Genomic DNA, 25966 nt, shown 5'->3' with positions numbered 1-25966 from the left:
ACTGACCGCGGCGGCACTGACCGCGGCGGCACCTGTCGCGACCGGACCGGACGCGGCGTTCCCGGCGCACGACGCAGCGCGGCGGTGGTGACCACCCGGGTGGTCACCACCGCCGCGCTGCGAAGAGCCCGTTCAGCCCGTCGTGGGCAGGAACGCCGGTGCCCGGCGCTCCCCGCACACCGCCTCCACCGCCTCGGCCACGGCCAGCGCGGCGAAGGTGTCGGCCGGGCCGAACACCGACACCCCGAACGGCAGCGCGCCGATGAACCCGGTGGGCACCGTCAGGTTCGGCAGCCCGGCCAGCGCCGGGATGGTGGAGGTGTTGCGCGCCGGCGGGTCGCCGGCACCGTGGTCGACGCGCCACGCCGGTTCGCTGGTGGGTGCGACGACCGCGGTCAGGGAGTGCTCGGCCAGCACGCGGTCCACCGCGTCGCGGGCCCACCGGCGCGCCCGCGCCCGCTTCGGCCCGGCCTCGGCCACCTGCTCCGCGGTCACCCCCGCCGCGCGTTCGAGCACGTCCTGCCCGAACAGGCTCAGCTCCAGCGCGTCGCGGCTGTTGCCCGCCAGCAGGTCGGCCAGGCTGCCCACGGGTGCCCGCCGCGCGGCGAGGTAGCCCTCCAGCCCCACCCGGAACTCGGCCAGCAGCGCGTCCATCCCGTCGACCAGCGGCGGCACCTCCCAGGGCAGCTCCACCGGCACCACGACCACGCCCGCGAGCCGCAGCTCGTCGGCGACCAGGTCGAGCCGCGCCAGCACCTCCTGGTTCATCCGCCTGCCCCGCCACAGGCCCAGGCGCAGCCCGCGGACCGGCACGGGTGCCCGCGGGGGCAGGCCGGTCAGCGCGGCCAGGCAGCCCGCCGCGTCGGAGACCGTCCCGGCCAGCACGCCCACCACGTCCTGCACCCGGGACACCGGCACGACGCCGCGGCCGGGCAGCAGGCCCAGCGCGGGTTTGACCCCCACCACCCCGGTCAGGGCGGCCGGGACCACCACCGAGCCGTCGGTCTCGGTGCCCAGCGCCAGCGGCGCCATGCCCGCGGCCACGGCGGCGGCCGAGCCGGACGACGAGCCGCCCGGGCTGCGGTCGAGCACGTGCGGGTTCCAGGTCTGCCCGCCGACCGCGGACCAGCCCTCCGTCGCGCCGGTGGAGCGGAAGTTGCCCCACTCCGACATGTTGGTCTTGCCCAGCAGCACCGCGCCGGTGCGGCGCAGGCGGGTCACCACGTCGGCGTCGCGGCGCGGCGGCGAGCCGGCCAGCAGGCGCGAGCCCGCGGTGGTGGCCAGGCCCGCGGTGTCGATGTTGTCCTTCACCAGCACCGGCACGCCCTCCAGCGGGCGGGCGGTGCCCGCGGCGATGCGGCGCTCGCTCTCCCGGGCCTGGGCCCGCGCGGTCGGGTCCACCGCCAGCACGGCCCGCACCAGCGGGTCCAGCGCCCCGATCCGGTCCAGGCACGCCGACAGGAGCTCACCGGCGGTCGTCTCGCCGCGGTGCAGGCGTCCCCTCAGCTCGGTCAGCGACGGCCACCCGGCGGCCGCGGTCGTCTCAATCAAGGCGGGCTCCCCTCAGGACAGGTGAGGACGCGTACGCGCACACCGCCGCGACGGCCAGCAGGCCGTGCAGCACCATCGTGGTGGTCAGGCCGAGCAGGTCGACGGCCGCGCCGATGCCGGCGTTGCCCAGCAGCGGCGCGCCGAACACCACCAGCGACAGGATCGACATGACCCGGCCGCGCACCGCCGCGGGCGTGCGGCGCTGGACCAGCGAGGTCAGCACCACGCCGGTCTGCGCGGTGACCAGGCCGAGCAGGCCGTAGCCGACCAGCGCGCCGGTCAGCGAGCCGACCAGGCCGAGGCAGGCCAGCACGGCGGCCTGCGCGCCGACGCCGACCAGGAGCGCCGCGCCCGCCCGGCGGCCGACCGGCCGCACCAGGGAGGCGACGAACGCGAGGGTCGCGCCCGCGGTGAACGCGGACAGCAGCAGGCCGGCGCCCGTGGTGCCCGCGCCGATCCCGTCGGCGAGCAGGACCAGGCCGATGTTCACCGGGCCCGCGGCGGCCAGCTCGACCAGGCCGACCACCACGACCAGCAGCCGCAGTCCGGGGTCGCCCGCCACGTGCCGCAGGCCCTCGGCGACGCGCCGGGTGAACGGCGTGGTGTCCCGACCGCGAGCCGGTGCGGCCGTGCCACCGCGCGCCACGTGCCGCAGCCCTCCGAGGAAGCGACGTCGCGGCGGCGAACCGCCTGCCGGCGCACCGACACCCGGCGCGCCACCCGGCCGCACGCGCGCCACCGCGACCGCCGACACCAGGAAGCTCGCGGCGTTGGCCAGGGCCACCGCCACCACCCCGCCGAGGGCCAGCAGCCCCGCGCCCGCCGGTCCACCCGCCGCCTGCCCGGTGCGCAACCCGACCAGGTAGAGCGCGTTGCCGCGCACCAACTGCTCCTCGGGCAGCAGCAACGGCCGCAGCGCGCCGGACGCGGGCACGAAGAACGCGCCCAGCACCGTCAGCGCCGCCGCCGCGACCGCGAGCACCGGCACCGACGGCCCGACCGCCAGCACCACCACCGCGGCCGCCGCCATGACCGCGCCGCGCAGCAGGTCGGCCCACACCATCACGCGCACCGGGCCGTACCGGTCGGCCACGACGCCGCCGCCGAGCAGCGCGACCACGCGCGGCACGCCCGCCAGGGCGAGCACCGCGCCGGCCGCGGTGGCGCTGGTCGCGCCGACCAGCGCGGTGGTCAGGGCCAGCACCCACGCCGCGTCACCCAGCGAGGACAGGCCGGTGGCAGCCACGAACGACAGGTAGGACCCGGACAGCGGACCGCCGCGGACCTCGGCGGTGGCGGTCACCGCACGGCCCCCAGCGGCGCCCGTTCCGGCACCGCCCAGCCGCGGGGCGACCACACGTCGTCCGGGGACAGCGCGGGCACGCGGTACTTGCCCAGCGCGCTGACCAGCATCCGCAGCTCCAGCGCCAGGCACTCGACCAGCCGCACCAGCCCGGCGCGCGGGTCCTCGTCCACCGCGATGAGCGCGGCCCGGCCCAGGCCGGTGGCGCGGGCGCCGAGCGCGAGGCACTTCACCGCGCGCAGCCCCTCCCACACCCGGCCGGACACCAGCAGGCAGCCCGCGGGCGCGCCGATCCGGCGCAGGCACTCGGCCAGCGGCAGGCCCACGCCCGCCAGGAACGCCGTGGGCGCCCACCCGCTGCCGCCCTCCGCGCCGTCCACGGTCACCGCGTCCGCGCCCGCCTCCCAGGCGACCGCGGCGGCGGCGGCCACGTCCCGGCCGGGCGGCAGCTTCACCCACACCCGGGCGCGCGGGAAGTTGTTGCGCATCAGGCGGACCTGCTGGCGCAGGATCTCCTCGGTGAACGTGCCGGGGCTCGCGCAGCGCAGCACCCGCCCGGAGGCCGGGTCGAACACCGGCTCCACGGCGAACTGCTCGGACAGCCGGCCGCCCTCGGCGGCGTCGACCACGGTCATGCCGCCCAGGCCGGGCTTGGCGCCCTGGCCCACCTTCAGCTCGAACCCCAGCCGCCCGGAGTCCAGCAGCGGCCGGGCCGACGGGTCGCTGTAGACGAGGTTCCACACCTCGGCGTCGGCGTCCTCGGTGCTCTGCTGCACCACCACGCCGCCCAGCCCGTCGGGCGCGGCGTCGGCGTAGGCGCGGATGCGGCCCAGCAGCGAGCGCCCCGCGCCGCCGGTGAGCCGGCCGTAGCCGTTGACCGGCACCACGTTCTCGCCCACCACCATCGGCACGCCCAGCGCGCCCGCCTGCCCGCTCGCGGCCTGGCCGAGGTCGGCGCTCGCGACCTGGGTCGAGCCGAACGCCGACAGGTACACCGGCAGCGCCGACGCGAACCCGCCGATGTCGGTGGTCAGGTCCACGTCGGTGGGCAGCGGTTCGCGGGCCAGGTCGATCAGCTTCTCCAGCCGCTCCGGCACGAACACCGGCGGCACCAGGCGGGCGGCGTCCAGCTCGTCGGCGGCGGGGTCCGCGGCCGGCGCGCCGAACAGCGCGTGCCCGTAGTCGGCCAGGTCGGGGAACGCGGCGGCGGTGCCCGTGCGGGCCCGTTCGCGCACCGCGGCCTCGGGGAAGGTCCCCGCGCGCAGCCCGGTCACGGCGACACCACCCCCGGCACCTTCGGGTAGGCGCTGGCCTGCCACACCGACTCCAGGCCCGCGATGTAGCGGGTCAGCCGCTCCAGGCCGATGCCGAAGCCCGCGCTGCCCGGGATGCCGTCGCGGACCATCTTCAGGTACCAGCCGTACTTGGCCGGGTTCTCGCCGGTCTCGCGCATCCGCGCGATGATCGCGCCGTACTCGTGCTCCCGCTCGCTGCCGCTGCACAGCTCGCCGTAGCCCTCGGGGGCCAGCAGGTCGAAGTTGCGCAGCCGGCCGGGCTGATCGCGGCTCTCCTTGTCGTAGAACCCGCGCGAGCCCTTGGGGTAGTCGGTGAGGAAGAACGGCCTGCTGGCCTTGGCCGACAGCATCGCCTCGCCGGTCCAGTCGATCTCCGCGTCGGGGTTCTGGTCGTGGCCGAGGCCGTGCAGGTCGGCGACCGCCGCGGCGTGCGCGCGGCGCTCGAACGGGCGGCCGGACAGCAGGTCGGCGAACGCGTCGGGGTCGCGGCCCAGGACCTCCAGCTCCGCGGCCGACCGCTCCACCACGCGCCGCACCACGTGCGCCACCAGCCCCTCGGCCACGGCCATGGCGTCCTCGCGGGAGGCGCCCGCGACCTCCACGTCGATCTGGTGGAACTCGGCCAGGTGCCTGCTGGTGGAGCTGGTTTCCAGCGGCTCCAGGCGCACGTTGGGCGCGATGCAGAAGATCTTGTCGAACGCGGTCAGCGACGCCTGCTTGTAGAGGATCGCGCTGGTCATCAGCTTGTACCGGTGGCCGTAGTAGTCCACGTCGACCTGCTTGGCGCCGCGGGCGCCCGGGTCGGTGACCGGTCCGATGATCGGCGGCAGCATCTCGGTGAAGCCGTGCTCGCGCAGGTGTTCCCGCGCCGCGTCGAGCACCGCGTGCTGCACGCGCAGCACCGCGCGGGTCGTCGGCGACGCCAGGTGCTCGCGGGGACTGGCCGGCAGCGGGGTCGCCGTGCCGGTGTCGGTCGTGGTGTCCATCTCGCTCCTCCGGGAGGGGAATTCGGTCGGGTCAGCCGATGCCGGCGGGGTGCGCGGCGCCCAGGTCGTGGTCCAGGGCCGCGTCGTCGAAGGTGCGCTCCACGTGGGACAGCGAGCGCAGCAGCTCGGCCGCGGTGGTCTCGACCGGGACGGTCTCGACCGGCCCGGCCAGCGGCAGCGCCCCGGTCCGGGACCACCGCAGCCGCCCGCCCGCGTCCACCACCGCCCTGGTGCGCCCGGCGTTGTCCGGGTGCAGGCAGTAGGGCACGTCGAGGTAGCCGCGCTCGACCGCGCGGACCAGGGCGGTGCCCACGTCGGGGGACAGGTCGAGCACGGCCTCGACGATGGCCCGCGCCTCGGCCAGCACCCCGGTGTCGGCCGGTGCCGCGCCGGGCCGGGTGCGGGCCGCCGCGCGGCTCGCGGTCCGCAGCGCCGCGACGTTCTCCGCGACCGTGGGGATGCGGTGCGCCTCGGCGACGGTCTTGACGATCAGCCGCGCCGCGCCGGTGCGCACGGCCAGCTCCGCCGCGCGCTCCAGCAGCGCGGTCGCGCCGCGCGGCGTGCGGGGGAACACGCCCATGTAGGTGTAGAGCACCACGTGCCAGTCCACGTCGGACAGGTGCTCGGCGGCCAGCGCGCGCAGCGCGTGCACCGCCTCGGCGTCCTGCTCCGGGTGGGTCTGCTGGGCGTAGCTCAGCGACACGCTGCCCAGGCCGTGCTGGCGGAAGAACAACGCCTCCAGCACGCTGATCGCCACCAGCAGCCCCGGCGGGCACAGCTGGCCCATCATGCAGCCGCCGAAGGACTCCAGGTGCGGCCGGCCGCCGCGCTCGCGCAGGCCCGCCAGCAGCAGGCACGACTCGGCCCACGCGCGCACCGACTCGGCCACCGGCACCCGGCTGTAGGGCAGGCAGTAGGACAGCGGGCCGCCCTCGGTGGCGTGCAGCCCGGCGGCCATCAGCGCCACCACGATGTCCTGCGGCCGGGCCGAACCGTGCCGCACCTGCACCGGGAACGCCGCGTCGTGCACCCCGGCCAGCACCGACCGGGTGATCGCCTGCGGGTAGGCCACGATCGGGTAGCCGTTGAGGTCGTCGCCCGCGGCCAGCGCGGCGCGCACCGCCGCGTGGTCACCGACCCGGGTGAAGCTGTCCAGGGTGATGGTGCCGACCGCGCGCACCCCCGCCCCGCGCACCGCCAGCAGCCCGGCGCGCATGCCCGCCGGGTCGCCGATGCCCATCCGCGGCTGGACCACCAGCTCGCCGCGGGCCGCGGCGGCGGCCACGAAGCCGCCGAACGACCCGTCGCTCATGACCGCACGCCCACGGGCAGCCGGTCCAGGAAGGACCGGAACGCGGCCAGGCTGCCCGCGTCCTCGAACACCGCGTCGAAACCGGCCGCGGTGAGGTCGGCGGCGCGGCGCTGCCCGCCCGGGCCGTCGATGCCGAGCTTGCCGCCGACGACCACCGGCGTGGCGGCCAGCTCGGGGCGGGCGCGCAGCCGCCCGATGACCCGCTTGGCCTCGTGGGCGCCGTGCCCGTTGACGCTGCTGACCACCACCAGGTCCGGCCGGTGCCGGACGCACTCGGTGACCAGCAGGTCGTCGGGCACGCACGCGCCCAGGTTGACCACGCGGTGGCCCAGTTCCTCCAGGACCAGTTGGAGGTACACCAGGTTCCACGTGTGCGCGTCGGAGGCGAGGCTCGTCACCACGACGTCGAGGCCCCGGTGGCCGTTGGTCGGTTCCGCCAAGTCCATGGCAACCCCTTGCGTAGCGGGATGGTCTTTCAACGACGAAACTAGGAGTTCCGGGTACCGGCGACCGGCAGCGCGACCGGCAGCCGTGCGGCAGTTGCGGCGCCGGCCAGGGCCAGCACGCGGAACCGGTCGCGGCCCACCGGCCGCACCAGGCCCAGCAAGCGCAGGCGCCGCACCAGGTGCGCGCACGCGACCGCGGGCACGCCGGTCAGCCGCGCGGCGTCGTGCACGGTCCAGTCGCCGCCCGCCGCGGCGAGCGCCGCCCACTCGCCGTCCACACCGGACATCGCGCCCGCCAGCGCGGCGCGCAGGTCGGGCAGCCGGTCGCCGGTCACCGCCAGCGGGTCGGCGCGCACCAGCTCCAGCAGCTCCTCGGGGCGGTAGACCAGCAGCCAGGACGCGGCCGCCTCCAGCGCGCCCGGCAGGCCGTCGAGCCGGTCGGCCAGCTCCGCGAGCGCGGCCTCGGTGCGGGTGCGGGTTCGGGGGCCGGTCGCGGAGCCGGTGCCGATGCCAGAGCCGGTGCCGGGCCGGGTGCCGGTCGTGGTGCCGGGGCAGACCTGCCCGGCCAGCCGGGCCAGCAGCCGCACCGCGTCGGGCGGGGCCAGGGGCGGCAGCGCGATCACGCGCTCGCCCGGGACGTCCAGCGGTGCGCGCACGGTGCGCACCAGCCGCAGCCGCCGGCAGCGGTGCAGCAGGGCCAGCACCCGCTCCGGGTCCGGCCAGCCCGCGTCGTGCCCGTCGAGCACCAGCAGCAGCTCCCGGTCGCCGATGAGCGAGGCCAGCGGGTCCAGGCCCTCGCCGTCCCCGACCCGGCCCAGCGCGGAGTGCACCAGCAGCCGCAACCGCCCGGCCGCGCCGCCCGGGTTCGCGGTCGCGGCGTCCCACAGCACGCGGACCGAGCCGGACTCGTGCAGCCGCCCGGCGACCTCCACCACCAGCCGGGTCTTGCCGACCCCGGGCAGCCCGGTCACCGCGACCAGCCGCGAACCGCCCTCGCCGAGCAGGTCCAGCAGCGCGGCGACCTCGGCGTCCCGGCCGACCAGGGCGTCGAGCCCGGACGGCGGCGGCCCGGCGTCCAGGTCGGGCACCAGGTCGATCTCGACGCCGCCGCGCGCCCGCAGCGCCGCCGCCTCGAACGAGGACAGCTCGCGCCCGCTGAGCCGCAGCCCTTCCGCGATCAGCCGCACGGTGTCGCGGCGCGGCCTGCTCGCCCGCCCGGCCTCCAGGTCTCGGATCGCCCGCACGCTGATGGTGGACAAGTCCGCCAGTTGCCGCTGCGTGGCGCCCCGCTTCATCCGGTGCTGCCTGAGCAGTTCACCGAATTGGTGCTGCGATGAATTCCGGTCCATGCCCGCTCCAGTGGCGATGAGGTGCTGCCGATGTACCGGCCACCACACGGCTCCGACGCGCCGTAACGGTCGTGCGGTTAGGCCCTGGTCCAGCATCTCCACGCGCTTATCGCGGCGTTATCGCGGGGCAGCGCGGGCCGTGATAACGACCCCGATAACGGGTCCTTCGCGCCGTGATAATCCGGGGATGGGCGCAATTCCTAGCGTCGGTTCCAGCAAGCCCGGAACGCCGGGACCGGCCAGGGAAGAGGTCCGAAAATGCGCATCAACAAGATCGCCGCCGCCACCGCCGCGTTCGCCGCCATCGTGCTCGCCCCCGTGCTCGGCGCCACCCTCGCCCACGCCGAGGCCGCCCCGACCGCGGTCGTCGCCACCGACGACACCCCGTGGGGTCCGACCGGCGATGACACCCCGTGGGGCCCGACGAGCGACGACACGCCGTGGGGTCCGACCACCGACGACACCCCGTGGGGCCCGACCGGCGACGACACCCCCTGGGGGCCGACCGGCGACGACACCCCCTGGGGGCCGACCGGTGACGACACCCCGTGGGGCCCGAGGCAGGCGTGACGGCCGGTCCGGTCAGCCCGTCCGGATCAGCTCCAGGGCCTGCTGCGCCCGCAACCGCGCCGCGCTCATGTTGCGCTCCGCGAACGTGGTGATCGCCCGGCCCAGCAAGCCGACCGCCTGAGCGCGGTCACCCAGCCCCGCCAGCACCACCGCCAGCTCCGCCCGGGTCTCCGCGGCACCGCCGTGGTCCATCGCCCGCTCCCGGACCTCCAGGGCCGCCCGCAGCAGCGCCTCCGCGGCCGCCGGGTCGCCCAGGGCCACCTTCACCACCGCCAGCCGGTGCAGCACCCGCGCCTCGCCCACGATGTCGCGCCCGGCGCGGACCACCTCCAGCAGCTCGGTCAACGCCTCCTCGGCCTCCCGGTGCCGCCCCTGGCGCGCCATCAGGTCGCTCAACCGGTACCGGACCTGCACCTCCACCCGCTGGTTGCCGAACTCGCGGCAGATGTCCAGCGCCTCGTACAGCCGCCCGGCGGCCAGCTCCTGCTCGCCGTTCTCCAGGTCGATCTGCGCCACCTGGGCCAGCACGTACGCCTGCCCGACCGGGTCGCCCGCCGACCGGAAGCCCTCCAGCGCGGCCAGGTAGACCGGCGCGGCCTGCTCGTTGTCGCCGAGTCGGTGGTGGGCCAGCGCCAGGTTGCGCCGGGCCAGGGCCAGCCCGCGCACGTCGTCCAGCTCCTCGAACGTGCGCAGCGCGGGGCCCAGCAGGTCGCGCGCCACCCGCGCCCGCGACCAGCTCAGCTGGAGCGACGCCAGCGAGCACAGCAGCGCGGCCTCGCCCCGCGCGTTGCCCGCCGCGCGCACGGCGGCCAGCGCCTGCTGGTGCGTGCGCTCCCAGTCGTCGAAGTAGCAGCGCGCCTCGAACAGCGTCACCAGCGCGACCGCGAGGTCCCAGCACGCCTCGTCCAGGCCCTCCGCGGCGGTCAGCTCGACCACCGAGCACAGGTTCGGGTGCTCGGACTCCAGCCACACCAGCGGATCGGCCAACAGCCGGTCCACATAGGACTGTGATGGGCGCCAGCGCGGCGCGTCGCCGTGCAGCGAGGTGAAGTCGCCGCCGTAGACGCGCGCGTGCGCCTCGCCGGCCAGGGCCAGCCAGCCGCCCGCGACCCGGCGCAGCGCGGCGCGCCGCTCGTCCGCCTCCTCCACCTGTTCGAGCTGCTCCTTGGCGAACAACCGGATCAGGTCGTGGAACTTGTAGCGCGGCGTGCCGGTGACGTCGATGGCCACCAGCTCCAGCATCTGCGCGTCGACCAGCCGCTCCAGCAGGTCCGCGGCGCCCATCAGGTCCACGTCCAGCAGCGCCGCGGCCACCCAGGTGGGGAAGCTCAGCCCGTCCAGCGCGCCCAGCAGCCGCAGCAGCCGGCGCGACGCCACGTCCAGGCCGTCGTAGGTCAGCGCCAGGCTGGCGCGCACCATCATCTCGCCGTGCGCCAGCTCGTCGAGCCGCCGCCGCTCGTCGGACAGGCGCTCCAGCATCCACGCCAGCGACCAGCTCGACCGGGCGGCCAGCCGCGCGGCCACGATGCGCAGCGCCAGCGGCAGGCAGCCGACCAGGCGGATCAGCGCGGTGGCGGCGGCCGGTTCGGCGGCGACCCGCTCCGGGCCGATGACCGTGGCGAGCATGGCGGTGGCCTCGTCGTGGTCGAGCACCTCGACCTCCAGCACCCGCGCGCCCGGCAGCCCGGTCAGGCGGGCGCGGCTGGTGACGATCACCGAGCACGTGCTGCTGCCCGGCAGCAGCGCCTGCACCTGCCGCTCCGCCGCGGCGTCGTCGAGCACGACGAGCATCCGCTTGCGCGCCACCAGCTGCCGGTACATCTCGGCGCGCTCGTCCTCGGAGTCGGGGATGGAGGTGCCGGGGATGCCCATGGCGCGCAGGAACCGGCCGAGCACGTCGGCCGCGGTCGCCGGGTGGGCGCGGGTGCCGCCGAGGTCGCAGTACAGCTGGCCGTCCGGGAAGTGCTCCTCCACCAGTTGGTGCGCGATGTGGACGGCCAGCGCGCTCTTGCCGATGCCGGGCTTGCCGACCAGCGCCACGACGCGTGTCGCGCGCCCGCCGGGCGCCAGCAGCTCCAGCGCGCGGGCGACCAGCGCGGCGCGGCCGGTGAAGTCCCCGATGTCGGCGGGCAGCTGGAGCGGCACCACCGCCTCGGGCGCGGGTGCGGGCGCGGGCCGGGGGAGTTCGACGACGGGCGGTGCCTCGGCGCGCACGGTCAGCGCCGGGTCGCCGGAGAGGATCGCCGTCTCCAGCCGGCGCAGCTCGCCGCCGGGTTCCAGGCCCAGCTCGTCGACCAGCAGCTCCCGGCCCGCGCGGTAGACCTCCAGCGCCTCGGCCTGCCTGCCCGACCGGTACAGCGCCAGCATCAGCTGCCCGCGCAGCCGCTCCCGCAGCGGGTGCTGGGCGACCAGCGCGCCGATCTCGCCCACCACCTGGCGGTGCCTGCCCGCGTTCAGCTCCAGGTCCAGCCAGGTCTCCAGCACCGCCAACCGGTCCTCGTCCAGCCGGGCGGCGCGGGCCAGCAGCGCGCGGCTGGTGGTGCCGCTCAGCGCCGGACCGCGCCACAGCGCCAGCGCCTGCCGCAGCAGGTCCGCGGCGGCGCGCGGGTCACCCGCCCGGACCAGGGCCTCGGCCTCCGCGGTCAGGCGGGCGAACACGTGCGCGTCCAGCTCGCCGTCCGCCACGCGCATCAGGTAGCCCGGCGACCGGGTGGTGATCGCGTTCCCGCGGTCGACGGCCGCCAGGTTGCTGCGCAGCGCCGAGACGCAGATCTGGACCTGGGTGCGCGCGGTGGCCGGTGGCGAGTCGTCCCAGATGGCGTCGATCAGGTGGTCGATGCTGACCACCCGGTTCGCCTCCAGGAGCAGCGCGCCCAGGACGATCTGCTGGCGTCCCGGCGGGACCTTGCCGATCCGTTCGGGTCCATCCGCGACGTACAGGGGCCCCAAGACCCGGTACACCGGAATGACCTGCGTCAAACCCGTCCCGACTTCCAACGCCGACTCCCAGTGCTAAGCCCCTTTGGACGGTAACCGGCAGTCACGGGATCCGGTACCGCGGGTGCGTGTCACCGAAGTCAAAGCGTCCGTTCGCCGTCGGGGACCCGGCACGCCTCGGAGCAGCGGCGTTGAGCCGATCAGTCGGCCGGGGCGAAGAAGAAGGTCCGCTGGGACCGAAGCAACCCGTGTTCGCTCAACAGGAAGAAGTCGGCAAAACCGACTTCGCCCCCGGTGCCGACGAGCCTGCCGATGACGGCCACCCGGCCCTCGGCGGCGATCACGTCGTCGACGTGGTGTCGATCGACCTGGTGCCGGCGGGCCTGGTACGCCTCGATCTCCGCGCGGCCCCGCACCTCCTGCTCACCGGGCCGGTGCAGCACGGCGTCGGCGTCGAACAGCGACCCGTACCCGTCGATGTCGCTGCGGTCGAGGTACTCGTAGCTCAACCGGACGTGCTCCACCCCCACCGCGGTGACCGCGGCACCGGGCTGTCTGCCGCCCCCTGACCGGTCCGCTGCCATGCCCCTGTTCCCCTCCGTAGGCGACCTTGCCCCGCCCAACCTCCTCCGCGCCGCTTACCGCCCGTTATCGCCCGGCTATCGCGGTTTCCGCTTTTTGCGGCGACCGGGTGATGTGCCGGGGCGGGTGGTGGTCGGTTGGGTGGTGGTCGGTTGGGTGGTCGGTCGGCTCGGAGGTGGGGCGGCCGCGTCTCCCCGGGACCGCTCCCGGTTCGCCGCCCGCGCTCCGGGCGTTACCGTGAAGTTGATCTCACCGGCGCCGCGTATCAGCGGTCCGGCGGGCGGGTCTTCCTCCCCGGAAGCGGCGGCCGACGACCCGCCCGCCGCACGGTTCGAGAGGAACGCCATGCCCGCACTCCGCGCCCTGATCGCCTCCGCCGCCACCGCGGCGGCGGTCACCCTGACCGCGGTGACGCCCGCCCACGCCACGTCCGCCACCCTCTACGCCGAGCTGGCGGAGCTGGCCGACAACCTCAACGCCCTGGCCTGGCCCGCGCAGGACACCTACAACTTCTACCCCGGCGCCAAGGGCCACGCCGACGTGGCGACCAGCGTGGTGTGGGGCACGCCCGGCCAGCCCACCACGTACGAGAGCAAGGCCAAGTGCGCCCCGCTGTTCACCCAGGCCCTCAAGCACACCTTCTCCTGGGCCACCGACTCCTACCTCCAGGCGGAGTTCGGCAGCACCAGCCCGAACGCGGCGAAGTACTACGACGGCCTCACCGCGGGCGCCGACCACTTCGCCACCCGGACCACCGTCGCCTCCCTGGTCGCCGGTGACGTGATCGCCATCAAGTACAACGACACCGCGGGCGGCAGCGGCGACGCGAGCGGGCACGTGGCCGTGGTGGCGGGCGCGCCGCAGGCGTACGACCGGGACGGCGACGCGGCGACGGCCGAGTGGGCCGTGCCGGTGATCGACAGCACCAGCAACCCGCACGGCGTGGCGAGCACCAGCGCGTCCTCGCCCTACCAGTCCTTCCGGGACACGCGGGCGGTGGGCGCGACCGAGTACAGCGGCGTGGGCCGGGGCTGGCTGTTCATCGGCACCGACGCCGCCGGCGTGCCGACCGGTTACTGGTGGGGCGCCAACGAGAACGTGGTGGACCAGTACAAGCCGGTCTCGACGCGCCCGATGGTGTTCCGCGCGCTCGTGTGACGAGTGGTCACGCAGGGTTGCGAGGAGCCTGCGCCAGGGCCTGCTCGACGGACGTGGTGACGGTGAGGATGCGGCTCAGCGCGGTCAGCCAGAGCAGCCGGGACAGCCGGTGCTCGTCCGGCAGCACCACGACCAGCTCCAGGCCCTTGTCCCTGGTCGCGTTGTGCACCCGGATCAGCGACGACAGGCCGGTCGAGGCGACGAAGCCCACCTCCTGCAGGTCCACCACGACCAGCAGCGCCCCGGCCTCGACCGCCTTGGCCAGGCCCTCGTCCAGGCCCTTGTCCAGCACGTCGGCCGTCTTCTGGTCGATGTCGCCACCGACCCGCACCACCACCGCCTGGCCGTCGGCCAGCGGCTCGACCCGCGTCCACGGGCCGGTCGTGGTGCCCGCCTGCTCGGCGGGTGTCGTCTCGTCCGGGGTTGTCACAGGACTACTCAACCACGCTGATCGGCGACGCGCCGGGCAACCGGGTCGATCAGTGCCGGCCGAACGGGCACCGGTCGGGTGACACTCGGCCAGGTAATGGGTGGGCGATCTCATAACACCCGGTCACGCTGCACGCCGTCCTGCGGACGCGTCACCGTCTCGCGTTAGGCTCCGGTGGATGAACGGGGTCTGAGGAGGCGAGGGTGGACGAAGCGCTGCCGCTGTCGGTGGGGGTCCGGGAGCGCGACCGGGACACCGTGGTGTCGGTGGCCGGCGAGCTGGACTACGGCACCACCCCGCAGCTCCTCGCCGTCGCCGAACCCCTCGCCGCCCGGGGCGGCGCGCTGGTGCTGGACCTCGCCGACCTCACCTTCTGCGACTCCAGCGCGCTGAGCGCCCTCGTCCGCCTGCACAAGGCCAGCCGGGTGGCCGGCGGCTCGCTCAGCCTGGCCGCGCTGCGCTCCCAGGTCCGGGCGGCGATCACCATGACGTCGCTGGACCAGCTCCTGACCATCGTCGACGAGGTTCCGGCGGGGCCCGACGGGCACCCCCGGCCATGACCGCCGACCCGGCCACCCGGCGCGGCCACGACTTCGCCACCTTCGGGCTCGCCGACATGGTGGAGGTGGCCGCCGCCCTGCGCGCGGCCGCCGAGCGGGCACCCGGCTTCGTCCCGGCCGCCGAGGCCGTGGTGCGCCTGCTGCGCGAGAACTTCGTCGACGAGCGCGGCGAACAGGTCCTGCGGCTGGTCCGGCTGTTCGCCACCCGCCGCTTCGCCGACCTCGCCGAGGACGCGCGCCGGGACGTGCTGGAGGCGCTGCCCGGGCCGCCGGGCGACGACCTGCGGTGCCTGACCCTGGAGGCCACCGCCGGGGACGACCCCGCGCCCGGGCACCGCGTGGTCCCGCTGCCCTCCGCCGACGCGGTGCCCGTCGCGCCGATGATCTCCACCCTGGTCGCTGAGCTGGGCGTGCGGCCCGAGGACGTGGTGGCCGGGGGCGTCGACGGCGGTCAGGGCCGGTTCGGCGTGTTCCACGTGCCCGCGGCCGCGGGCGGCGACCGGGCGTTCCTCGCCGAGAAGGGCATCGCCTCGGTCCTCGGGTTCGGCGGGGTGCTGCCCAACGGCGACCTGTTCTGCGTGGTGCTGTCCTCCCGCGTGCCCATCCCCGCCGAGGCCGCCGAGCTGTTCCGGGCCGTCGCGGTCAGCGTCCGCGCCGGGCTGCTCGCCCACCCGTGGAGCGCGGCGGGCGAGGCCGGCCTGGCCGCCCAGCGCGACGCGCTGCGCGAGCACCTGGAGGTCCTGGAGGACGTCGCCCGCACCCAGGCCGCCGAACTGGAGGGCGCCCTCCAGGACACCCGCGCCGAGGCCGAGCTGGTCGACGTGCTCCAGGTGGTCGGGCAGCGGCTGACCGCCCAGCTCGACCTCGACGCGCTGGTCCAGGACGCCACGGACGCGGCGACCAAGGCCACCGCGGCGTCGTTCGGCGCGTTCTTCTACAACCTCGTCGACCAGTACGGCGAGTCCTACACCCTCTACACGATCTCGGGCGTGCCGCGGGAGGCGTTCGCCGCGTTCCCCATGCCGCGCAACACCGCGGTGTTCGAGCCGACGTTCAAGGGCGTCGGCACGGTCCGCTCCGACGACATCACCGCCGACCCCCGCTACGGCCTCAGCGAGCCCTACCGCGGCATGCCGCCGGGGCACCTGCCGGTGCGCAGCTACCTCGCCGTGCCGGTGATCTCGCCGTCGTCGCAGGAGGTGCTGGGCGGCTTCTTCTTCGGCCACGCCGAACCGGGCCGGTTCACCGCGCGCCACCAGCAGCTGGCCGAGGGCATCGCCGGGTACGCGGCCATCGCGCTGGACAACGCCCGGCTGTTCGCCCGCCAGCGCACCATGGCCACCGAGCTGGCGCGCAGCATGCTGCCGACCGTGCCGGAGGTGCCCGACCTGGAGATCACCTCCCGCTACCTGCCCGCCGCCACCGGCTCGGAGGTCGGCGGCGACTGGTTCGACGTGGTCGAGCTGCCCGGCGGGCGGACCGCGTTCGTCATCGGCGACGTCGTGGGCCGCGGCGTCACCGCGGCGGCGGTCATGGGCCAGATCCGGACCGCGGTGCGCTCCTACGCGCTGCTGGACCTGCCGCCCGCCGACGTGCTCGCGCACGTGTCCAACCTCGCCGACAGCACGCCCGGTGCCACCTTCATCACCTGCCTCTACGCCGTGCACGACCCGGTGGAGAACACCCTGACCTGCGCCAACGCCGGTCACCTCCCCGCGGTGCTGATCCTGCCCGACGGCACCGCGCGGCAGGTCGGCGCGGGCCTGGGCATGCCGCTGGGCGTGGGCGAGGTGTTCCGGCAGGAGCACACCCCGTTCCCGCCGGGCGCGAGCCTGGCGCTCTACACCGACGGCCTGGTCGAGAACCGCCACCGGGACCTGACCACGGGCATCGACGCGCTGGTCGAGGGCCTGCGCGCGCTGGCAGGCCACCTCGCGCCGGAGGACGCCTGCGACGAGCTGATCCACCGGCTCACCGGGGGCCGCCACGACGACGACGTGGCCCTGCTGCACGTCCGCCACGTCGCCGGGCACCGGCGGGTGGCCACCATGCCGCTGGAGGCGCACCCCGGCGTCCCGGCACTGGCCCGGGCCTTCGTGGCCGAACGACTCGAGGAGTGGGAGCTGACCGACGTGCTCGACGCCGCCCTGACGGTGACCAGCGAACTCGTGACCAACGCCGTCAAGCACACCGAGGACCCGGGCACGCTCCGGCTCCACCACGACGGCGGTCGGCTGACCGTCGACGTGGTGGACCGCGGCGTCGACCGGCCCAGGCTGTTCGAGGCGCACCCGGAGGGGGAGGGGCGGCGGGGCCTGCACCTGGTCAACGCGCTCGCCGCGCGCTGGGGCACCCGCAGCACCCTGGACGGCAAGGTCGTCTGGGCCGAGATCCCCGCCCCCGCCGGCCGGGTGAGGTGCCCGTGAGCGCCCTGCGCTACGCCGCGCTCGGCGACAGCTTCACCGAGGGCGTCGGCGACGAGCTGCCCGACGGCTCGCCGCGCGGCTGGGCCGACCTGGTCGCGGCCGGGCTGGCCACCGGGCGCGGCGAGACCGTGCACTACGCCAACTTCGCCGTGCGCGGCCGCCTGCTGGAGCCCATCGCCACCACGCAGCTCGACGCCGCGCTGGCGCTGGACCCGCAACCCACGCTGATCACGTTCAACGGCGGCGGCAACGACATGATGCGCCCCGGCATCGACCCGGCGCGGCTGGTCGCGCTCACCGAGCGGGCGGTCCGGCGCTGCCTGGACGCCGGCGTCCGGCTGGTGCTGCTCAGCGGGCCGGACCCGTCGGCGCGGCTGCCGCTCGGGCGGGTGATCCACCGGCGGGGCGCGGCGCTGACGGTGGCGATCGAGCGGCTGGCGGCGCGGTACGACGTGCTGTACGTGGGCATGTTCGGCGACGCCGAGATCCGGCGGCCCGAGTACTGGGCGCCGGACCGGCTGCACCTCAACAGCGCGGGGCACCGGCGGGTCGCCTCGCGCGTGCTCACCGCGCTGGGGCACCCGCAGCCGGCGCACGCGGTCGAGCCGGGGCCCGCGGCGACCCGCGGCCTGATGGCCGAGGCCCGCTACTACCGCGAGCACGTGCTGCCGTGGGTGAACCGCCGCCTGCGCGGCATCTCCTCCGGCGACGACGAACCGGGCAAGCACCAGGACTGGACCCCGGTGGAAGCCATGCCCCGCGTCTGACCCCGAACACCTGCCGCCCCACCGAGGAACACGCGGTGTCCGACTGGAGGACACGCGGTGTCCCAGTGGAGGACACGCGGTGTCCCAGTGGAGGACACGCGGTGTCCCAGTGGAGGACACGCCGGGTGGAAGCGCTCTCACCGCGCGTGTCCTCCACTCCGGCACTGCGTGTCCTCCACTCCGGCACTGCGTGTCCTCCGGTCCGGCATGGCGTGTCCTCCGGTCCGGCACCGGGGGTTGGTCGGAGGTGTTGACCTTGACCCTTGGGGAAGGCGCACGGTGGTGTCGGCCGGGTGAGGTGCCCGGCCGGGGGAGGGGGCGATGTGGAGCTGCTGACCATCGGGGCGTTCGCGCGGGCCGCCGGCCTGTCGCCCAAGGCGCTGCGGCTTTACGACGAGTTGGGTCTGCTCGCGCCGGCGCGGGTGGACCCGCACTCGGGGTACCGGTTGTACGCGCCGGCGCAGTTGGAGCGGGCTCGGCTGGTCGCCTGGCTGCGTCGGCTCGGCATGCCGCTGGACCGCATCCGGCACGTGTGCGGGCTGGAGCCGGCGAGTGCGGCGGGTGAGGTCCGCGCCTACTGGGCGCGGGTCGAGGCCGAGACCGCGGCCCGTCGCGACCTCGCCTCCTTCCTCGTGGCACAGCTGTCCGGAGAGGACGACACCATGAGCTTGGCACTGCGCTACTCGCTGCGCACCGACCGCGGCCTGGTCCGCGACACCAACCAGGCACCGGCTACGCGGGCGAGCGGCTGCTGGCCGTGGCCGACGGCTTCGGGGCGCGCGGCGCGCCGCTCAGCTCGGCGGCGGTGGGGGCGATCGCCGCCCTGGACGCGCCGGTGCCGGCGGGCGAGCTGCTCAACGCGCTGGCCGACGCGGTCCACCGGGCCGGGGCCGTCGTCGCCGACGACCTGGCCGCGCACCCCGCCGACGGGTGCACCGGCACCACGCTGACCGCGCTGGTGCTGTCCGGGTCGCGGCTGGGCCTGGTCCACGTCGGCGACGCGCGGGTGTACCTGCTGCGCGGCGGCGCGCTGTTCCGCATCACCCACGACCACACGGTCGTGCAGGGGATGATCGCGGAGGGCCGGCTGACCGAGGAGGAGGCGCGCAGCCACCCGCAGCGGGCCCTGCTGGTCCGGGCCCTGCACGGCCGGGCCGTCGACCCCGACCTGGCGCTGCACGACGCCCTGCCGGGCGACCGCTACCTGCTGGCCACGGACGGCCTGCACGCCGTGGTGCCGGAGGACGCCATCAGGGACGCGCTGGTCGGCGCGCCCGACCCGGGCGAGGCGACCGGGCGGCTGGTCGACCTGGTCACCGGCGGCGGCGCGCCGGACAACGTGGTGTGCGTGGTGGCCGACGTGGTCGCCGCCGCCTAGCCCGGTGGCACTGGCGCGGCCCCCGCGGTCCGGGCGATGATCGTCCGGGAGACGGGGGAGGACCATGGGGGCTGCGCCGGTGTTGCGGGAGGCGGTCCGGGCGGACGTGCCGCGGATCGCCGAGCTGATGCGGCGGTCGGTGCTGGAGCTGTTCCCGCGCTTCCACGACGAGCGCGAGACCGCGGCGGCGGCCGAGTACCTGACCGTGCCCGACGTCGTGCTCATCGACGACGGCACCTACTACGTCGTGCACGAGGACGGCGGCGACATCATCGCCTGCGGCGGCTGGAGCAGGCGCGACAAGCTCTACACCGGCTCCGGCGCCCGTCCCGGCGAGGACCGGCTGCTCGACCCCGCCACCGAGCCCGCGCGGGTGCGGGCGATGTTCGTGCGCGGCGACCGGGCCCGCCGGGGCCTGGGTCGCGCGCTGCTCGGCTCGTGCGAGCGCGCGGCGCGGGCGGCGGGGTTCCGGTCGATGGTGCTGATGGCGACCCTGCCCGGTGAGCCGCTGTACCGGGCGTTCGGGTTCCGCGAGGTGGCGCGGGCGGACGTGCCGCTGCCCGACGGCACGGTGCTGGCCGGCGTGTCGATGGAGTACCCGCTGGCCTGACCGGGCGTGACCTGACCGGTGTGGTCCGGCCCGGTGCGCGCGAGCCGGTGCGCTCGAACTGGTGCGTCCGGCCCGCGCGTTCACCGGCGGAACTCGGCCCACGCCTCCTCGGTGACCTCGGGGCGGCCCAGCACGTCGACCGCGGTGTGGGCGAGGGCCCGGGCGGCGGCCAGCATCACGTCCTGGCCGTGCGCGCTGCCGGCGGCGGTGGCGAACTCGGGGGTGTGGTCGGAGGTGCCGGCGTCCACGATGGCCACGAACGGGTGGATCGCGGGGGTCACCACGCTGACGTTGCCGATGTCGGAGGACCCGAGGAACACGCCGGGCGTCGGCTCGGTCAGCGCGATGCCCGCGTCCGCCAGGTGCCGCGCGAACAGCCCCGACAGCACGGAGTTGTCGCGGAAGTGCGCGTAGGGCGCGCGAGTGGGCTCGACCTCGACCGACGTCCCGGTGGCCAGCCCGGTGCCCCGCACCACGTCGGTGACCTGGTCGACCAGCCGCGCCAGCTCCTCGGTGGTCAGCGCGCGCAGCCCGAACCGGCCCTCGGCCAGGGCGGGCACGATGTTGGTCGCCTCGCCGCCGCGCGTGATGATGCCCTGGACGTGCGACCCCGTCGGCAGCCGCTGGCGCAGCGCGCCGAGGCTGTTGAACACCTGGATCAGCGCGGCGAGCGCGTCCAGGCCCTCGGTGGGGTTGCCGGTGGGGTGCGCGGCCCGCCCGTGCACGGTCACCCGCAGCTCCACCTGAGCGGTCAGCGGCGCCCACCGCCAGCTCTGCGCGCCGGGGTGGAACATCAGCGCCGCGTCCACCCCGTCGAACAGCCCGGCCGCCACCTGCCGGACCTTGCCGCCGCCGCCCTCCTCGGCGGGCGTGCCCACGGCCAGCACCGTGCCGGGCAGATCCGCCGACACCGGCCGCAGGGCCAGCGCCGCGCCGAGCCCGGCGGCCGCGATCAGGTTGTGCCCGCACGCGTGACCCAGGCCGGGCAGCGCGTCGTACTCCAGCAGCAGCGCCACCCTCGGCCCGCCGCCCCGCCCGGCCCGGCCCACGAACGCCGTGCCCATCCCGGCCACGCCGCGCTCGACCTCGAAACCGCCCGCCGCCAGCTCCGCGCACAGCCGGTCGGCCGCCCGGTGCTCGGCGAAGGCCGTCTCCGGGTCGGCGTGCAGGGCCGAGGCCACCGCCCGCAGCCGGTCGCCCAGGGCCTCCAGTTCCGCGTCCACCACCGCGTGGCACCGCTCCACGTCCACGTCCGGGTGGTACCCGGTCCGCCGGCGGTCAAGCGTTTCGGCCGCCGGCCGCCGGGAACCTCACGGGCAGTTCTCGCGAGGAGGTCGCATGGGCAGCACGGTGGCCGACGCGCTCGTCCGACGACTGCGGACGTGGGGCGTGCCGCGGGTGTTCGGGTACGCCGGCGACGGGATCGACCCGATCCTCGCCGCGCTGCGCCGCGCCGACGGCGACCCGGAGTTCGTGCCCGTCCGGCACGAGGAGATGGCCGCGTTCATGGCCTCCGGCCACGCCAAGTACACCGGTCGGGTCGGCGTGTGCCTGGCCACGCAGGGGCCGGGGGCGATCCACCTGCTCAACGGGCTCTACGACGCCAAGCTGGACCGCCGCCCCGTGGTGGCGGTCGTCGGCCAGGTCGTGTCCACCGCGCTGGGCACCGGCTACCTCCAGGAGGTGGACCTGCACTCGCTGTTCAAGGACGTGTGCGGCCAGTACCTCCAGACGGTCTTCGCCCCCGAGCAGCTGCCGGTGCTGCTGGACAACGCGATGCGCACCGCCATCGCCGAGCGCACCCCCACGTGCCTGATCGTGCCGCACGACGTGCAGCGCGCCGACGCCGTCGAGGACCTGCCGCACACCCACGGTGTCGTGCCCTCCTCGGCGGTCACCGCCCGGCCCCGCGTGCTGCCGCGCCAGGACGACCTGCGCCGCGCCGCCGAGGTGCTGGGCGCCGGTCGGAAGGTCGCGCTGCTGGTCGGGCGCGGCGCGGCGGGCGCGGAGCGCGAGGTCGCCGAGGTGGTCGACGTGCTGGGCGCGGGCGTGACCGCGTCGCTGGTGGGCAAGCCGGTCGTGCCGGAGGACGCCCCGTGGCACACCGGGGTCATGGGCCACCTGGGCACCACCGCCTCGGCCGAGCTGATGGCCGGCTGCGACACGCTGCTCATCGTCGGCAGCAACGACCCGTGGACCGAGTTCTACCCCGAGCCCGGGCAGGCGCGGGCCGTGCAGATCGACATCGAGGCCCGCGTGGTGGGCAGCAAGTACCCGGTCGAAGTACCCCTGGTGGGTGACACCGCCGAGACGCTGCGCGCGCTGCTGCCGCTGCTGGAGCGCAACCCCGACCGCGACTGGGAGCGGCGCGTGTTCGACGGCGTGGCCCGGTGGCGGCGCATCGCCGGGGAACGCGCCCAGGCCCCCGCCGACCCGCTCAACCCCGAGCTGGTCGTGCACGAGCTGTCCGGCCACCTGCCCCCGGACGCGCGGGTCGCGGTGGACGTCGGCTCCACCACCTACTGGTACGCCCGCCACCTCGCCCTGCCGCGCGGCGTGCCCGCGCACACGTCCAGCTACCTGGCGTCGATGGGCTGCGCCCTGCCCTACGGCCTGGCCGCGAAGCTGGACGCGCCCGACCGGCCCGTGGTGGCCCTGGCGGGTGACGGCGCGATGCAGATGAACGGGCTGCTGGAGCTGATCACCGTGGCCGACCGGTGGCGCACCTGGGCCGATCCCCGGTTCGTGGTGCTGGTGCTGCACAACCGCGACCTGAACGAGGTCAGCTGGGAGCAGCGCGAGATGGAGGGCGACCCGCGCTTCCCGACCTCGCAGCGGGTGCCGGAGTTCCCCTACGCCGCGTACGCCGAGCTGCTGGGGCTGCGCGGCATCCGGGTCGACTCGCCGGACGGGGTGGGCGAGGCGTGGCGCGAGGCGTTCCACGCCGACCGGCCGGTGGTGGTCGAGGCGGTCGTGGACCCCGCCGTGCCGCTGCTCGCGCCCCACCTGCCCGAGGAGAAGGTGGAGACCATGCGGCGGGCGCTGGAGCAGGAGGGGAACGGGGCCGCGTTGGAGCGGTTGCGGCGGCAGCGGGAGGACGAGGGGCACGGGTAGGGGGCAGGGGCAGCGCTCCGTCAGCGCTCCGTCGGGGCACGTCGTCGGGAGCCGGTCGATCCGGTCGAGCCGGTCGAGCCGGTCGAGCCGGTCAGCCGCCGCTCGGCGCGACCGGCAGCTCACCGGTGAGCGCGAGCCGCTCGGCGAGGTCGCGCAGCTTGGTGTTGGACTGCTGGCTGACCCGCACCAGCACGGAGAACGCCTGGTCGGCGGTCAGCTTGTGCCGCTCCATCAGGATGCCCTTGGCCTGCCCGATCAGGTCGCGGGTGTGCATGGCCTGCACCAGGCTCTCCCGCTGCTGCGCCTCCGCCAGCGCCACCGCGGCGTGGCTGGCGAACAGCAGCCCCACGTGCAGGGAGTCCTCGTCGAACGAGTGCGGCCGAGGGGCGTAGAGGTTGAGCGCCCCGAGGTCGTCGTTCTCCACGAAGAGCTGGAACGACAGCATGCTGCCCACGTCCATCGCGGCGGCCCGGGCGGCGAACGCCGGCCAGCGCGACTCGTTGCCCAGGTCCGGCACGCTGACCGTCTTGTTCAGGTAGAGCGCCGCCAGGCACGGCCCCTGCCCGGTGTCGTACTGGACCTGGTCCACCTTGCCCGGCAGCTCGTCGGTCATCGCGACCGTGCTGACCTCGCGCTTGCCCAGGACCATGATGATCCCGGCGTGCTCCGCGCCCGGGATGGTGCCGACCGCGGCGCGCACGATCTCGTCCAGGGTGTCCTGCGCGCTGTGCTGCTGCTGGAGCGCCCTGGCGACTTCGCTGAGCCTGACGGCCAGGTCGTCGGTGCCGTTGACCACGGGACCACCTCTCGTCGGTTGGGCGGCGCTCTGGTTCACTGTTCCCGCATCCTGCTCCTGTACCCGCGCGGGCGCTGATCGTCCCCGAAAAGGGCGGTGCGGGTTGAGGCGGCCGGCAGCGGGTAGGCCAGGTGCATGACCGAGACCCCGTTGACCGCGCTGGCGCTGACCTGTTCCCTCAAGCCCTCGCCGGAGCCGTCGAGCACCGACAAGCTCGCCCGGCAGGTGCTGGACGAGCTCGCGGCGCACGGCGTCCGGGGCGACCTGGTCCGCGTCGTGGACCACGACGTGCGGCCCGGTGTCGAGAAGGACATGGGCGGCGGGGACGAGTGGCCGGCGATCCGCGAGCGGGTGCTGGCCGCCGACATCCTGGTGCTGGCCACGCCGACGTGGGTGGGGCACCCGTCCAGCGTGGCGCAGCGGGTGATGGAGCGGCTGGACGCCGAGCTGTCCGAGACCGACGACCAGGGGCGCCTGCTCACCTACGGCAAGGTCGCGGTGGTGGCGGTGGTCGGCAACGAGGACGGCGCGCACAAGATCATCGCCGACTGCTTCCAGGCGCTCGACGACGTCGGGTTCACCATCCCGGCCAGCGGCGGGACGTACTGGAACAACGAGGCCATGACGCCCAAGGACTACATCGAGCTGGAGCGGACGCCCGACCCGGTGGCGTCGACCAACAAGAAGCTGGCGGCCAACGCCGCGCACCTCGCGCGGCTGCTCAAGCAGGAGCGGTACCCGCCGGTCGGGTGATCGCAGTCGAGGAGAGGTGGCACGACGATGTCCGCACCCACCGTCCGTGAGCACGTCGAGCACGCGCTGGAGGAGGTGGAATTCCCGGCGACCAAGGACGACCTGATGGACGCGGCCATCCGCAAGGGCGAGGCCACCGCAATCCAGGCGTTGCGGGAGCTGCCGGAGACGGACTACGCCGACCGGCACGCGGTGCTGAAGGCGGTCGGGGACCGCTGAGGCGGGAATCGGGGACCGCTGAGCGGGGGGACCGGGGACCGCTGAGCCGGGCTGACGCCGAGCCGGGACGGCTGACGCACTTCGAGTGGGCAGGCGCTCACCCGGAGCGGGGCGTGCCCGTGGTCCGCGCTGGGCTAGTAGTCGCCGATCAGGACCGCCCACACGGTCTTGTGGCCGTCCCGCTGGGCCACGCCCCAGTCCTTGCACAGGTTCTCCACCATGAGCAGGCCGTGCCCCCGGTAGCGGCCGATCGACGAGCGCCCCAGCGTGGGCAGCCTCGGCGACACGTCGTCCACCTCGACCCGGATCACCTGCCTGCCGCAGGTCACGCGCAGCGCCAGCGCCCGCTCGCCGTGGTCGTAGGCGTTGCTCACCAGCTCGGTCACCACCAGCAGGACGTCGTTGACCTTGTCGTCGGACAGCGGTGGCAGGAAGTCCACCGCCTGCCGCCGCACCTCGGCCAGCGCGGGTGGCCGCGGCCCCGCCAGGGCGACGACCAGCGACGCGGGAGGGGGTTGATCACCCTCATCGGGCATGGCGGAACCCGTCCTGTCTGCTCAAGACGCCGGACCCGCGGCGCGGGACCCAGCGCAGAAGCTACCTTGTCCGGCGCGCCCCACGCCGCCCCCGAGCCCGTGGCGAGCACCATTCCACCCGCACCGGCCCGGTGACCACCGCGCCACGGCGGACGGTTCGGGCGTGGAGGGGCGCTCCAGCCGCGCCGTCCGCTCCCGCCCGCCGCGGTCCGGCCGGCCACCCTGCCCGGCCGGCCGCGATGACAAGCCCTAGGGTCGTCCCATGTACGTGAAGCTGTGCGGCCTGCGCACCGAGGCGGACGTCGAGGTGGCGGTCGGTGCCGGGGCCGACGCGGTCGGGTTCGTGCTCACCGAGAGCCCCCGGCGGGTGGACGTCGACACCGCGCGCCGGCTGGTGCGCGAGGTGCCGCCGGACGTGCTGGCGGTCGGCGTGTTCCGCGGCGTCGGGGCGGCCGAGGTGCGGCGGCTGGCCGAGGAGTCCGGCATCGGCGCCGTCCAGCTGCACGGCGACTACCCCCGGGAGGCGTTCGACGAGGTGGCGGCGGCCGGGGTGCGGCTGCTGCGCGCGGTCGCGCTCACGCCGGGCACGGACGTGCGCGTGGGCGCCTACGGCGAGGACATGCTGCTGCTCGACTCGCCCGTGGCGGGTTCCGGCGAGCGCTGGGACCTCACCGCCCTCGACGCGGCCCGCCCGGAGGGCCGCTGGCTGCTGGCCGGCGGGCTGGGCGTGCACAACGTGGCCGAGGCCGTCACCCGCGCGCGGCCGTGGGGGGTCGACGTGTCCAGCGGGATCGAGGCGAGCCGCGGGGTCAAGGACCACGGGCTGATGCGCGAGTTCGTCGTGGCCGCCCGGTCCGCCGACGCCTGAACGGACCTGTTGCCGCGTGG

At 75.5% G+C, this 25966-nt stretch carries 24 protein-coding genes and 1 pseudogene; 12 read left to right on the top strand and 13 right to left on the bottom strand.

Annotated features, from left to right (window positions below):
* Positions 1 to 132: 132 nt before the first annotated feature.
* From EKG83_RS33320 to EKG83_RS33290, 7 genes are read right to left on the bottom strand one after another with little or no spacing between them, the layout of a single operon-like run.
* Positions 133 to 1551 (bottom strand): amidase family protein, encoded by a 1419-nt coding sequence (locus tag EKG83_RS33320; protein ID WP_033434683.1) that lies wholly within the window; start codon positions 1549 to 1551, stop codon positions 133 to 135.
* Positions 1544 to 2854 carry an MFS transporter gene (locus EKG83_RS33315; RefSeq protein WP_033434722.1) on the bottom strand — a complete coding sequence of 437 codons (1311 nt, stop codon included), beginning with the start codon at positions 2852 to 2854 and terminating at the stop codon, positions 1544 to 1546. The genes EKG83_RS33320 and EKG83_RS33315 overlap by 8 nt, the downstream gene beginning before the upstream one ends.
* Positions 2851 to 4128, bottom strand: a complete 1278-nt coding sequence (locus EKG83_RS33310; protein ID WP_033434682.1) for a glutamate synthase-related protein — start codon at positions 4126 to 4128, stop codon at positions 2851 to 2853. Before EKG83_RS33310 ends, EKG83_RS33315 begins: the two co-directional genes overlap by 4 nt.
* Positions 4125 to 5135, bottom strand: a complete 1011-nt coding sequence (locus EKG83_RS33305; protein WP_033434681.1) for an asparagine synthetase A — start codon at positions 5133 to 5135, stop codon at positions 4125 to 4127. The genes EKG83_RS33310 and EKG83_RS33305 overlap by 4 nt, the downstream gene beginning before the upstream one ends.
* A 31-nt stretch (positions 5136 to 5166) precedes the next feature.
* On the bottom strand, positions 5167 to 6447 hold the full coding sequence (locus EKG83_RS33300; protein WP_033434680.1) for a methylaspartate mutase: 1281 nt from the start codon (positions 6445 to 6447) through the stop codon (positions 5167 to 5169).
* Entirely contained in the window at positions 6444 to 6893 is a 450-nt protein-coding gene (locus tag EKG83_RS33295) for a cobalamin B12-binding domain-containing protein (protein ID WP_033434679.1), read from the bottom strand. The genes EKG83_RS33300 and EKG83_RS33295 overlap by 4 nt, the downstream gene beginning before the upstream one ends.
* 41 nt (positions 6894 to 6934) lie before the next feature.
* Positions 6935 to 8242 carry a helix-turn-helix domain-containing protein gene (locus tag EKG83_RS33290; RefSeq protein ID WP_084717027.1) on the bottom strand — a complete coding sequence of 436 codons (1308 nt, stop codon included), beginning with the start codon at positions 8240 to 8242 and terminating at the stop codon, positions 6935 to 6937.
* Between the two features lie 258 nt (positions 8243 to 8500).
* Between EKG83_RS33290 and EKG83_RS33285 the strand changes: the two genes are divergently transcribed.
* Positions 8501 to 8812 carry a hypothetical protein gene (locus tag EKG83_RS33285; RefSeq protein ID WP_033434678.1) on the top strand — a complete coding sequence of 104 codons (312 nt, stop codon included), beginning with the start codon at positions 8501 to 8503 and terminating at the stop codon, positions 8810 to 8812.
* 12 nt (positions 8813 to 8824) lie between these two features.
* Here the strand turns inward: EKG83_RS33285 and EKG83_RS33280 are convergent, their stop codons facing one another.
* Together EKG83_RS33280 and EKG83_RS33275 are read right to left on the bottom strand one after the other, a co-directional pair.
* Positions 8825 to 11773 carry an AfsR/SARP family transcriptional regulator gene (locus EKG83_RS33280; protein ID WP_228122312.1) on the bottom strand — a complete coding sequence of 983 codons (2949 nt, stop codon included), beginning with the start codon at positions 11771 to 11773 and terminating at the stop codon, positions 8825 to 8827.
* 176 nt (positions 11774 to 11949) lie between these two features.
* Positions 11950 to 12333 carry a nuclear transport factor 2 family protein gene (locus EKG83_RS33275; protein WP_063741472.1) on the bottom strand — a complete coding sequence of 128 codons (384 nt, stop codon included), beginning with the start codon at positions 12331 to 12333 and terminating at the stop codon, positions 11950 to 11952.
* A gap of 343 nt (positions 12334 to 12676) precedes the next feature.
* On the opposite strand from EKG83_RS33275, the gene EKG83_RS33270 reads away from it, so the two are divergent.
* Positions 12677 to 13489 (top strand): hypothetical protein, encoded by an 813-nt coding sequence (locus EKG83_RS33270; protein WP_033434675.1) that lies wholly within the window; start codon positions 12677 to 12679, stop codon positions 13487 to 13489.
* A gap of 7 nt (positions 13490 to 13496) precedes the next feature.
* On the opposite strand, the gene EKG83_RS33265 is transcribed toward EKG83_RS33270, so the two are convergent.
* Positions 13497 to 13919 (bottom strand): STAS domain-containing protein, encoded by a 423-nt coding sequence (locus EKG83_RS33265; RefSeq protein WP_051766798.1) that lies wholly within the window; start codon positions 13917 to 13919, stop codon positions 13497 to 13499.
* A gap of 203 nt (positions 13920 to 14122) precedes the next feature.
* Between EKG83_RS33265 and EKG83_RS33260 the strand changes: the two genes are divergently transcribed.
* The 6 genes and pseudogenes from EKG83_RS33260 (at position 14123) to EKG83_RS33240 (ending at position 19660) form a co-directional block, all read left to right on the top strand.
* Complete coding sequence (locus tag EKG83_RS33260; RefSeq protein ID WP_051766797.1) at positions 14123 to 14479, top strand: STAS domain-containing protein; 357 nt, start codon at positions 14123 to 14125, stop codon at positions 14477 to 14479.
* A complete protein-coding gene (locus EKG83_RS33255) occupies positions 14476 to 16905 on the top strand; it encodes an ATP-binding SpoIIE family protein phosphatase (RefSeq protein ID WP_033434674.1) in 2430 nt (809 codons plus the stop codon). The genes EKG83_RS33260 and EKG83_RS33255 overlap by 4 nt, the downstream gene beginning before the upstream one ends.
* Positions 16902 to 17672, top strand: a complete 771-nt coding sequence (locus tag EKG83_RS33250) for an SGNH/GDSL hydrolase family protein (protein ID WP_228122311.1) — start codon at positions 16902 to 16904, stop codon at positions 17670 to 17672. The genes EKG83_RS33255 and EKG83_RS33250 overlap by 4 nt, the downstream gene beginning before the upstream one ends.
* 293 nt (positions 17673 to 17965) lie before the next feature.
* Positions 17966 to 18148 (top strand): annotated as a pseudogene (locus tag EKG83_RS48600) (MerR family DNA-binding transcriptional regulator); the annotation flags it as partial.
* Between the two features lie 281 nt (positions 18149 to 18429).
* Positions 18430 to 19050: a PP2C family protein-serine/threonine phosphatase gene (locus tag EKG83_RS48595; RefSeq protein WP_228122310.1), complete on the top strand. Its 621-nt coding sequence runs from the start codon at positions 18430 to 18432 to the stop codon at positions 19048 to 19050.
* 64 nt (positions 19051 to 19114) lie between these two features.
* A complete protein-coding gene (locus tag EKG83_RS33240) occupies positions 19115 to 19660 on the top strand; it encodes a GNAT family N-acetyltransferase (RefSeq protein ID WP_033434673.1) in 546 nt (181 codons plus the stop codon).
* An 80-nt stretch (positions 19661 to 19740) separates the two neighbouring features.
* Here the strand turns inward: EKG83_RS33240 and EKG83_RS33235 are convergent, their stop codons facing one another.
* Positions 19741 to 20910, bottom strand: a complete 1170-nt coding sequence (locus tag EKG83_RS33235; RefSeq protein WP_084717025.1) for an amidohydrolase — start codon at positions 20908 to 20910, stop codon at positions 19741 to 19743.
* Between the two features lie 88 nt (positions 20911 to 20998).
* Between EKG83_RS33235 and EKG83_RS33230 the strand changes: the two genes are divergently transcribed.
* Entirely contained in the window at positions 20999 to 22774 is a 1776-nt protein-coding gene (locus tag EKG83_RS33230; RefSeq protein WP_033434672.1) for a thiamine pyrophosphate-requiring protein, read from the top strand.
* 91 nt (positions 22775 to 22865) lie between these two features.
* On the opposite strand, the gene EKG83_RS33225 is transcribed toward EKG83_RS33230, so the two are convergent.
* Positions 22866 to 23570, bottom strand: a complete 705-nt coding sequence (locus tag EKG83_RS33225; RefSeq protein ID WP_033434671.1) for a GAF and ANTAR domain-containing protein — start codon at positions 23568 to 23570, stop codon at positions 22866 to 22868.
* A 135-nt stretch (positions 23571 to 23705) separates the two neighbouring features.
* Here EKG83_RS33225 and EKG83_RS33220 point away from each other — a divergent pair, with 135 nt between their 5' ends.
* Positions 23706 to 24323, top strand: coding sequence for a flavodoxin family protein (locus EKG83_RS33220; RefSeq protein WP_033434670.1), 618 nt, complete (start codon positions 23706 to 23708; stop codon positions 24321 to 24323).
* A gap of 27 nt (positions 24324 to 24350) precedes the next feature.
* Entirely contained in the window at positions 24351 to 24542 is a 192-nt protein-coding gene (locus EKG83_RS33215; RefSeq protein ID WP_033434669.1) for a DUF2795 domain-containing protein, read from the top strand.
* 134 nt (positions 24543 to 24676) lie between these two features.
* Here the strand turns inward: EKG83_RS33215 and EKG83_RS33210 are convergent, their stop codons facing one another.
* The gene (locus EKG83_RS33210) at positions 24677 to 25078 is read right to left on the bottom strand and encodes an ATP-binding protein (RefSeq protein WP_033434668.1); all 402 of its coding nucleotides are present in this window, start codon (positions 25076 to 25078) and stop codon (positions 24677 to 24679) included.
* Positions 25079 to 25340: 262 nt separating this feature from the next.
* On the opposite strand from EKG83_RS33210, the gene EKG83_RS33205 reads away from it, so the two are divergent.
* Positions 25341 to 25946, top strand: coding sequence for a phosphoribosylanthranilate isomerase (locus tag EKG83_RS33205; RefSeq protein ID WP_033434667.1), 606 nt, complete (start codon positions 25341 to 25343; stop codon positions 25944 to 25946).
* The last annotated feature ends 20 nt before the right edge of the window (positions 25947 to 25966 follow it).

The sequence above is a fragment of the Saccharothrix syringae genome, assembly GCF_009498035.1.
Classification (GTDB): Bacteria; Actinomycetota; Actinomycetes; order Mycobacteriales; family Pseudonocardiaceae; genus Actinosynnema; species Actinosynnema syringae.
Note: the sequence above shows the minus strand (reverse complement) of the source record. Positions and strands in the feature narration are given on the sequence as shown.

Bases quoted from the DNA above. Each gene is read 5' to 3' on its own strand.
- EKG83_RS33305 (WP_033434681.1), bottom strand. From the start codon at position 5,135: ATGGACACCACGACCGACACCGGCACGGCGACCCCGCTGCCGGCCAGT.
- EKG83_RS33300 (WP_033434680.1), bottom strand. From the start codon at position 6,447: ATGAGCGACGGGTCGTTCGGCGGCTTCGTGGCCGCCGCCGCGGCCCGC.
- EKG83_RS33295 (WP_033434679.1), bottom strand. From the start codon at position 6,893: ATGGACTTGGCGGAACCGACCAACGGCCACCGGGGCCTCGACGTCGTG.
- EKG83_RS33290 (WP_084717027.1), bottom strand. From the start codon at position 8,242: ATGGACCGGAATTCATCGCAGCACCAATTCGGTGAACTGCTCAGGCAG.
- EKG83_RS33285 (WP_033434678.1), top strand. From the start codon at position 8,501: ATGCGCATCAACAAGATCGCCGCCGCCACCGCCGCGTTCGCCGCCATC.
- EKG83_RS33275 (WP_063741472.1), bottom strand. From the start codon at position 12,333: ATGGCAGCGGACCGGTCAGGGGGCGGCAGACAGCCCGGTGCCGCGGTC.
- EKG83_RS33270 (WP_033434675.1), top strand. From the start codon at position 12,677: ATGCCCGCACTCCGCGCCCTGATCGCCTCCGCCGCCACCGCGGCGGCG.
- EKG83_RS33255 (WP_033434674.1), top strand. From the start codon at position 14,476: ATGACCGCCGACCCGGCCACCCGGCGCGGCCACGACTTCGCCACCTTC.
- EKG83_RS33240 (WP_033434673.1), top strand. From the start codon at position 19,115: ATGGGGGCTGCGCCGGTGTTGCGGGAGGCGGTCCGGGCGGACGTGCCG.
- EKG83_RS33230 (WP_033434672.1), top strand. From the start codon at position 20,999: ATGGGCAGCACGGTGGCCGACGCGCTCGTCCGACGACTGCGGACGTGG.
- EKG83_RS33220 (WP_033434670.1), top strand. From the start codon at position 23,706: ATGACCGAGACCCCGTTGACCGCGCTGGCGCTGACCTGTTCCCTCAAG.
- EKG83_RS33215 (WP_033434669.1), top strand. From the start codon at position 24,351: ATGTCCGCACCCACCGTCCGTGAGCACGTCGAGCACGCGCTGGAGGAG.
- EKG83_RS33210 (WP_033434668.1), bottom strand. From the start codon at position 25,078: ATGCCCGATGAGGGTGATCAACCCCCTCCCGCGTCGCTGGTCGTCGCC.
- EKG83_RS33205 (WP_033434667.1), top strand. From the start codon at position 25,341: ATGTACGTGAAGCTGTGCGGCCTGCGCACCGAGGCGGACGTCGAGGTG.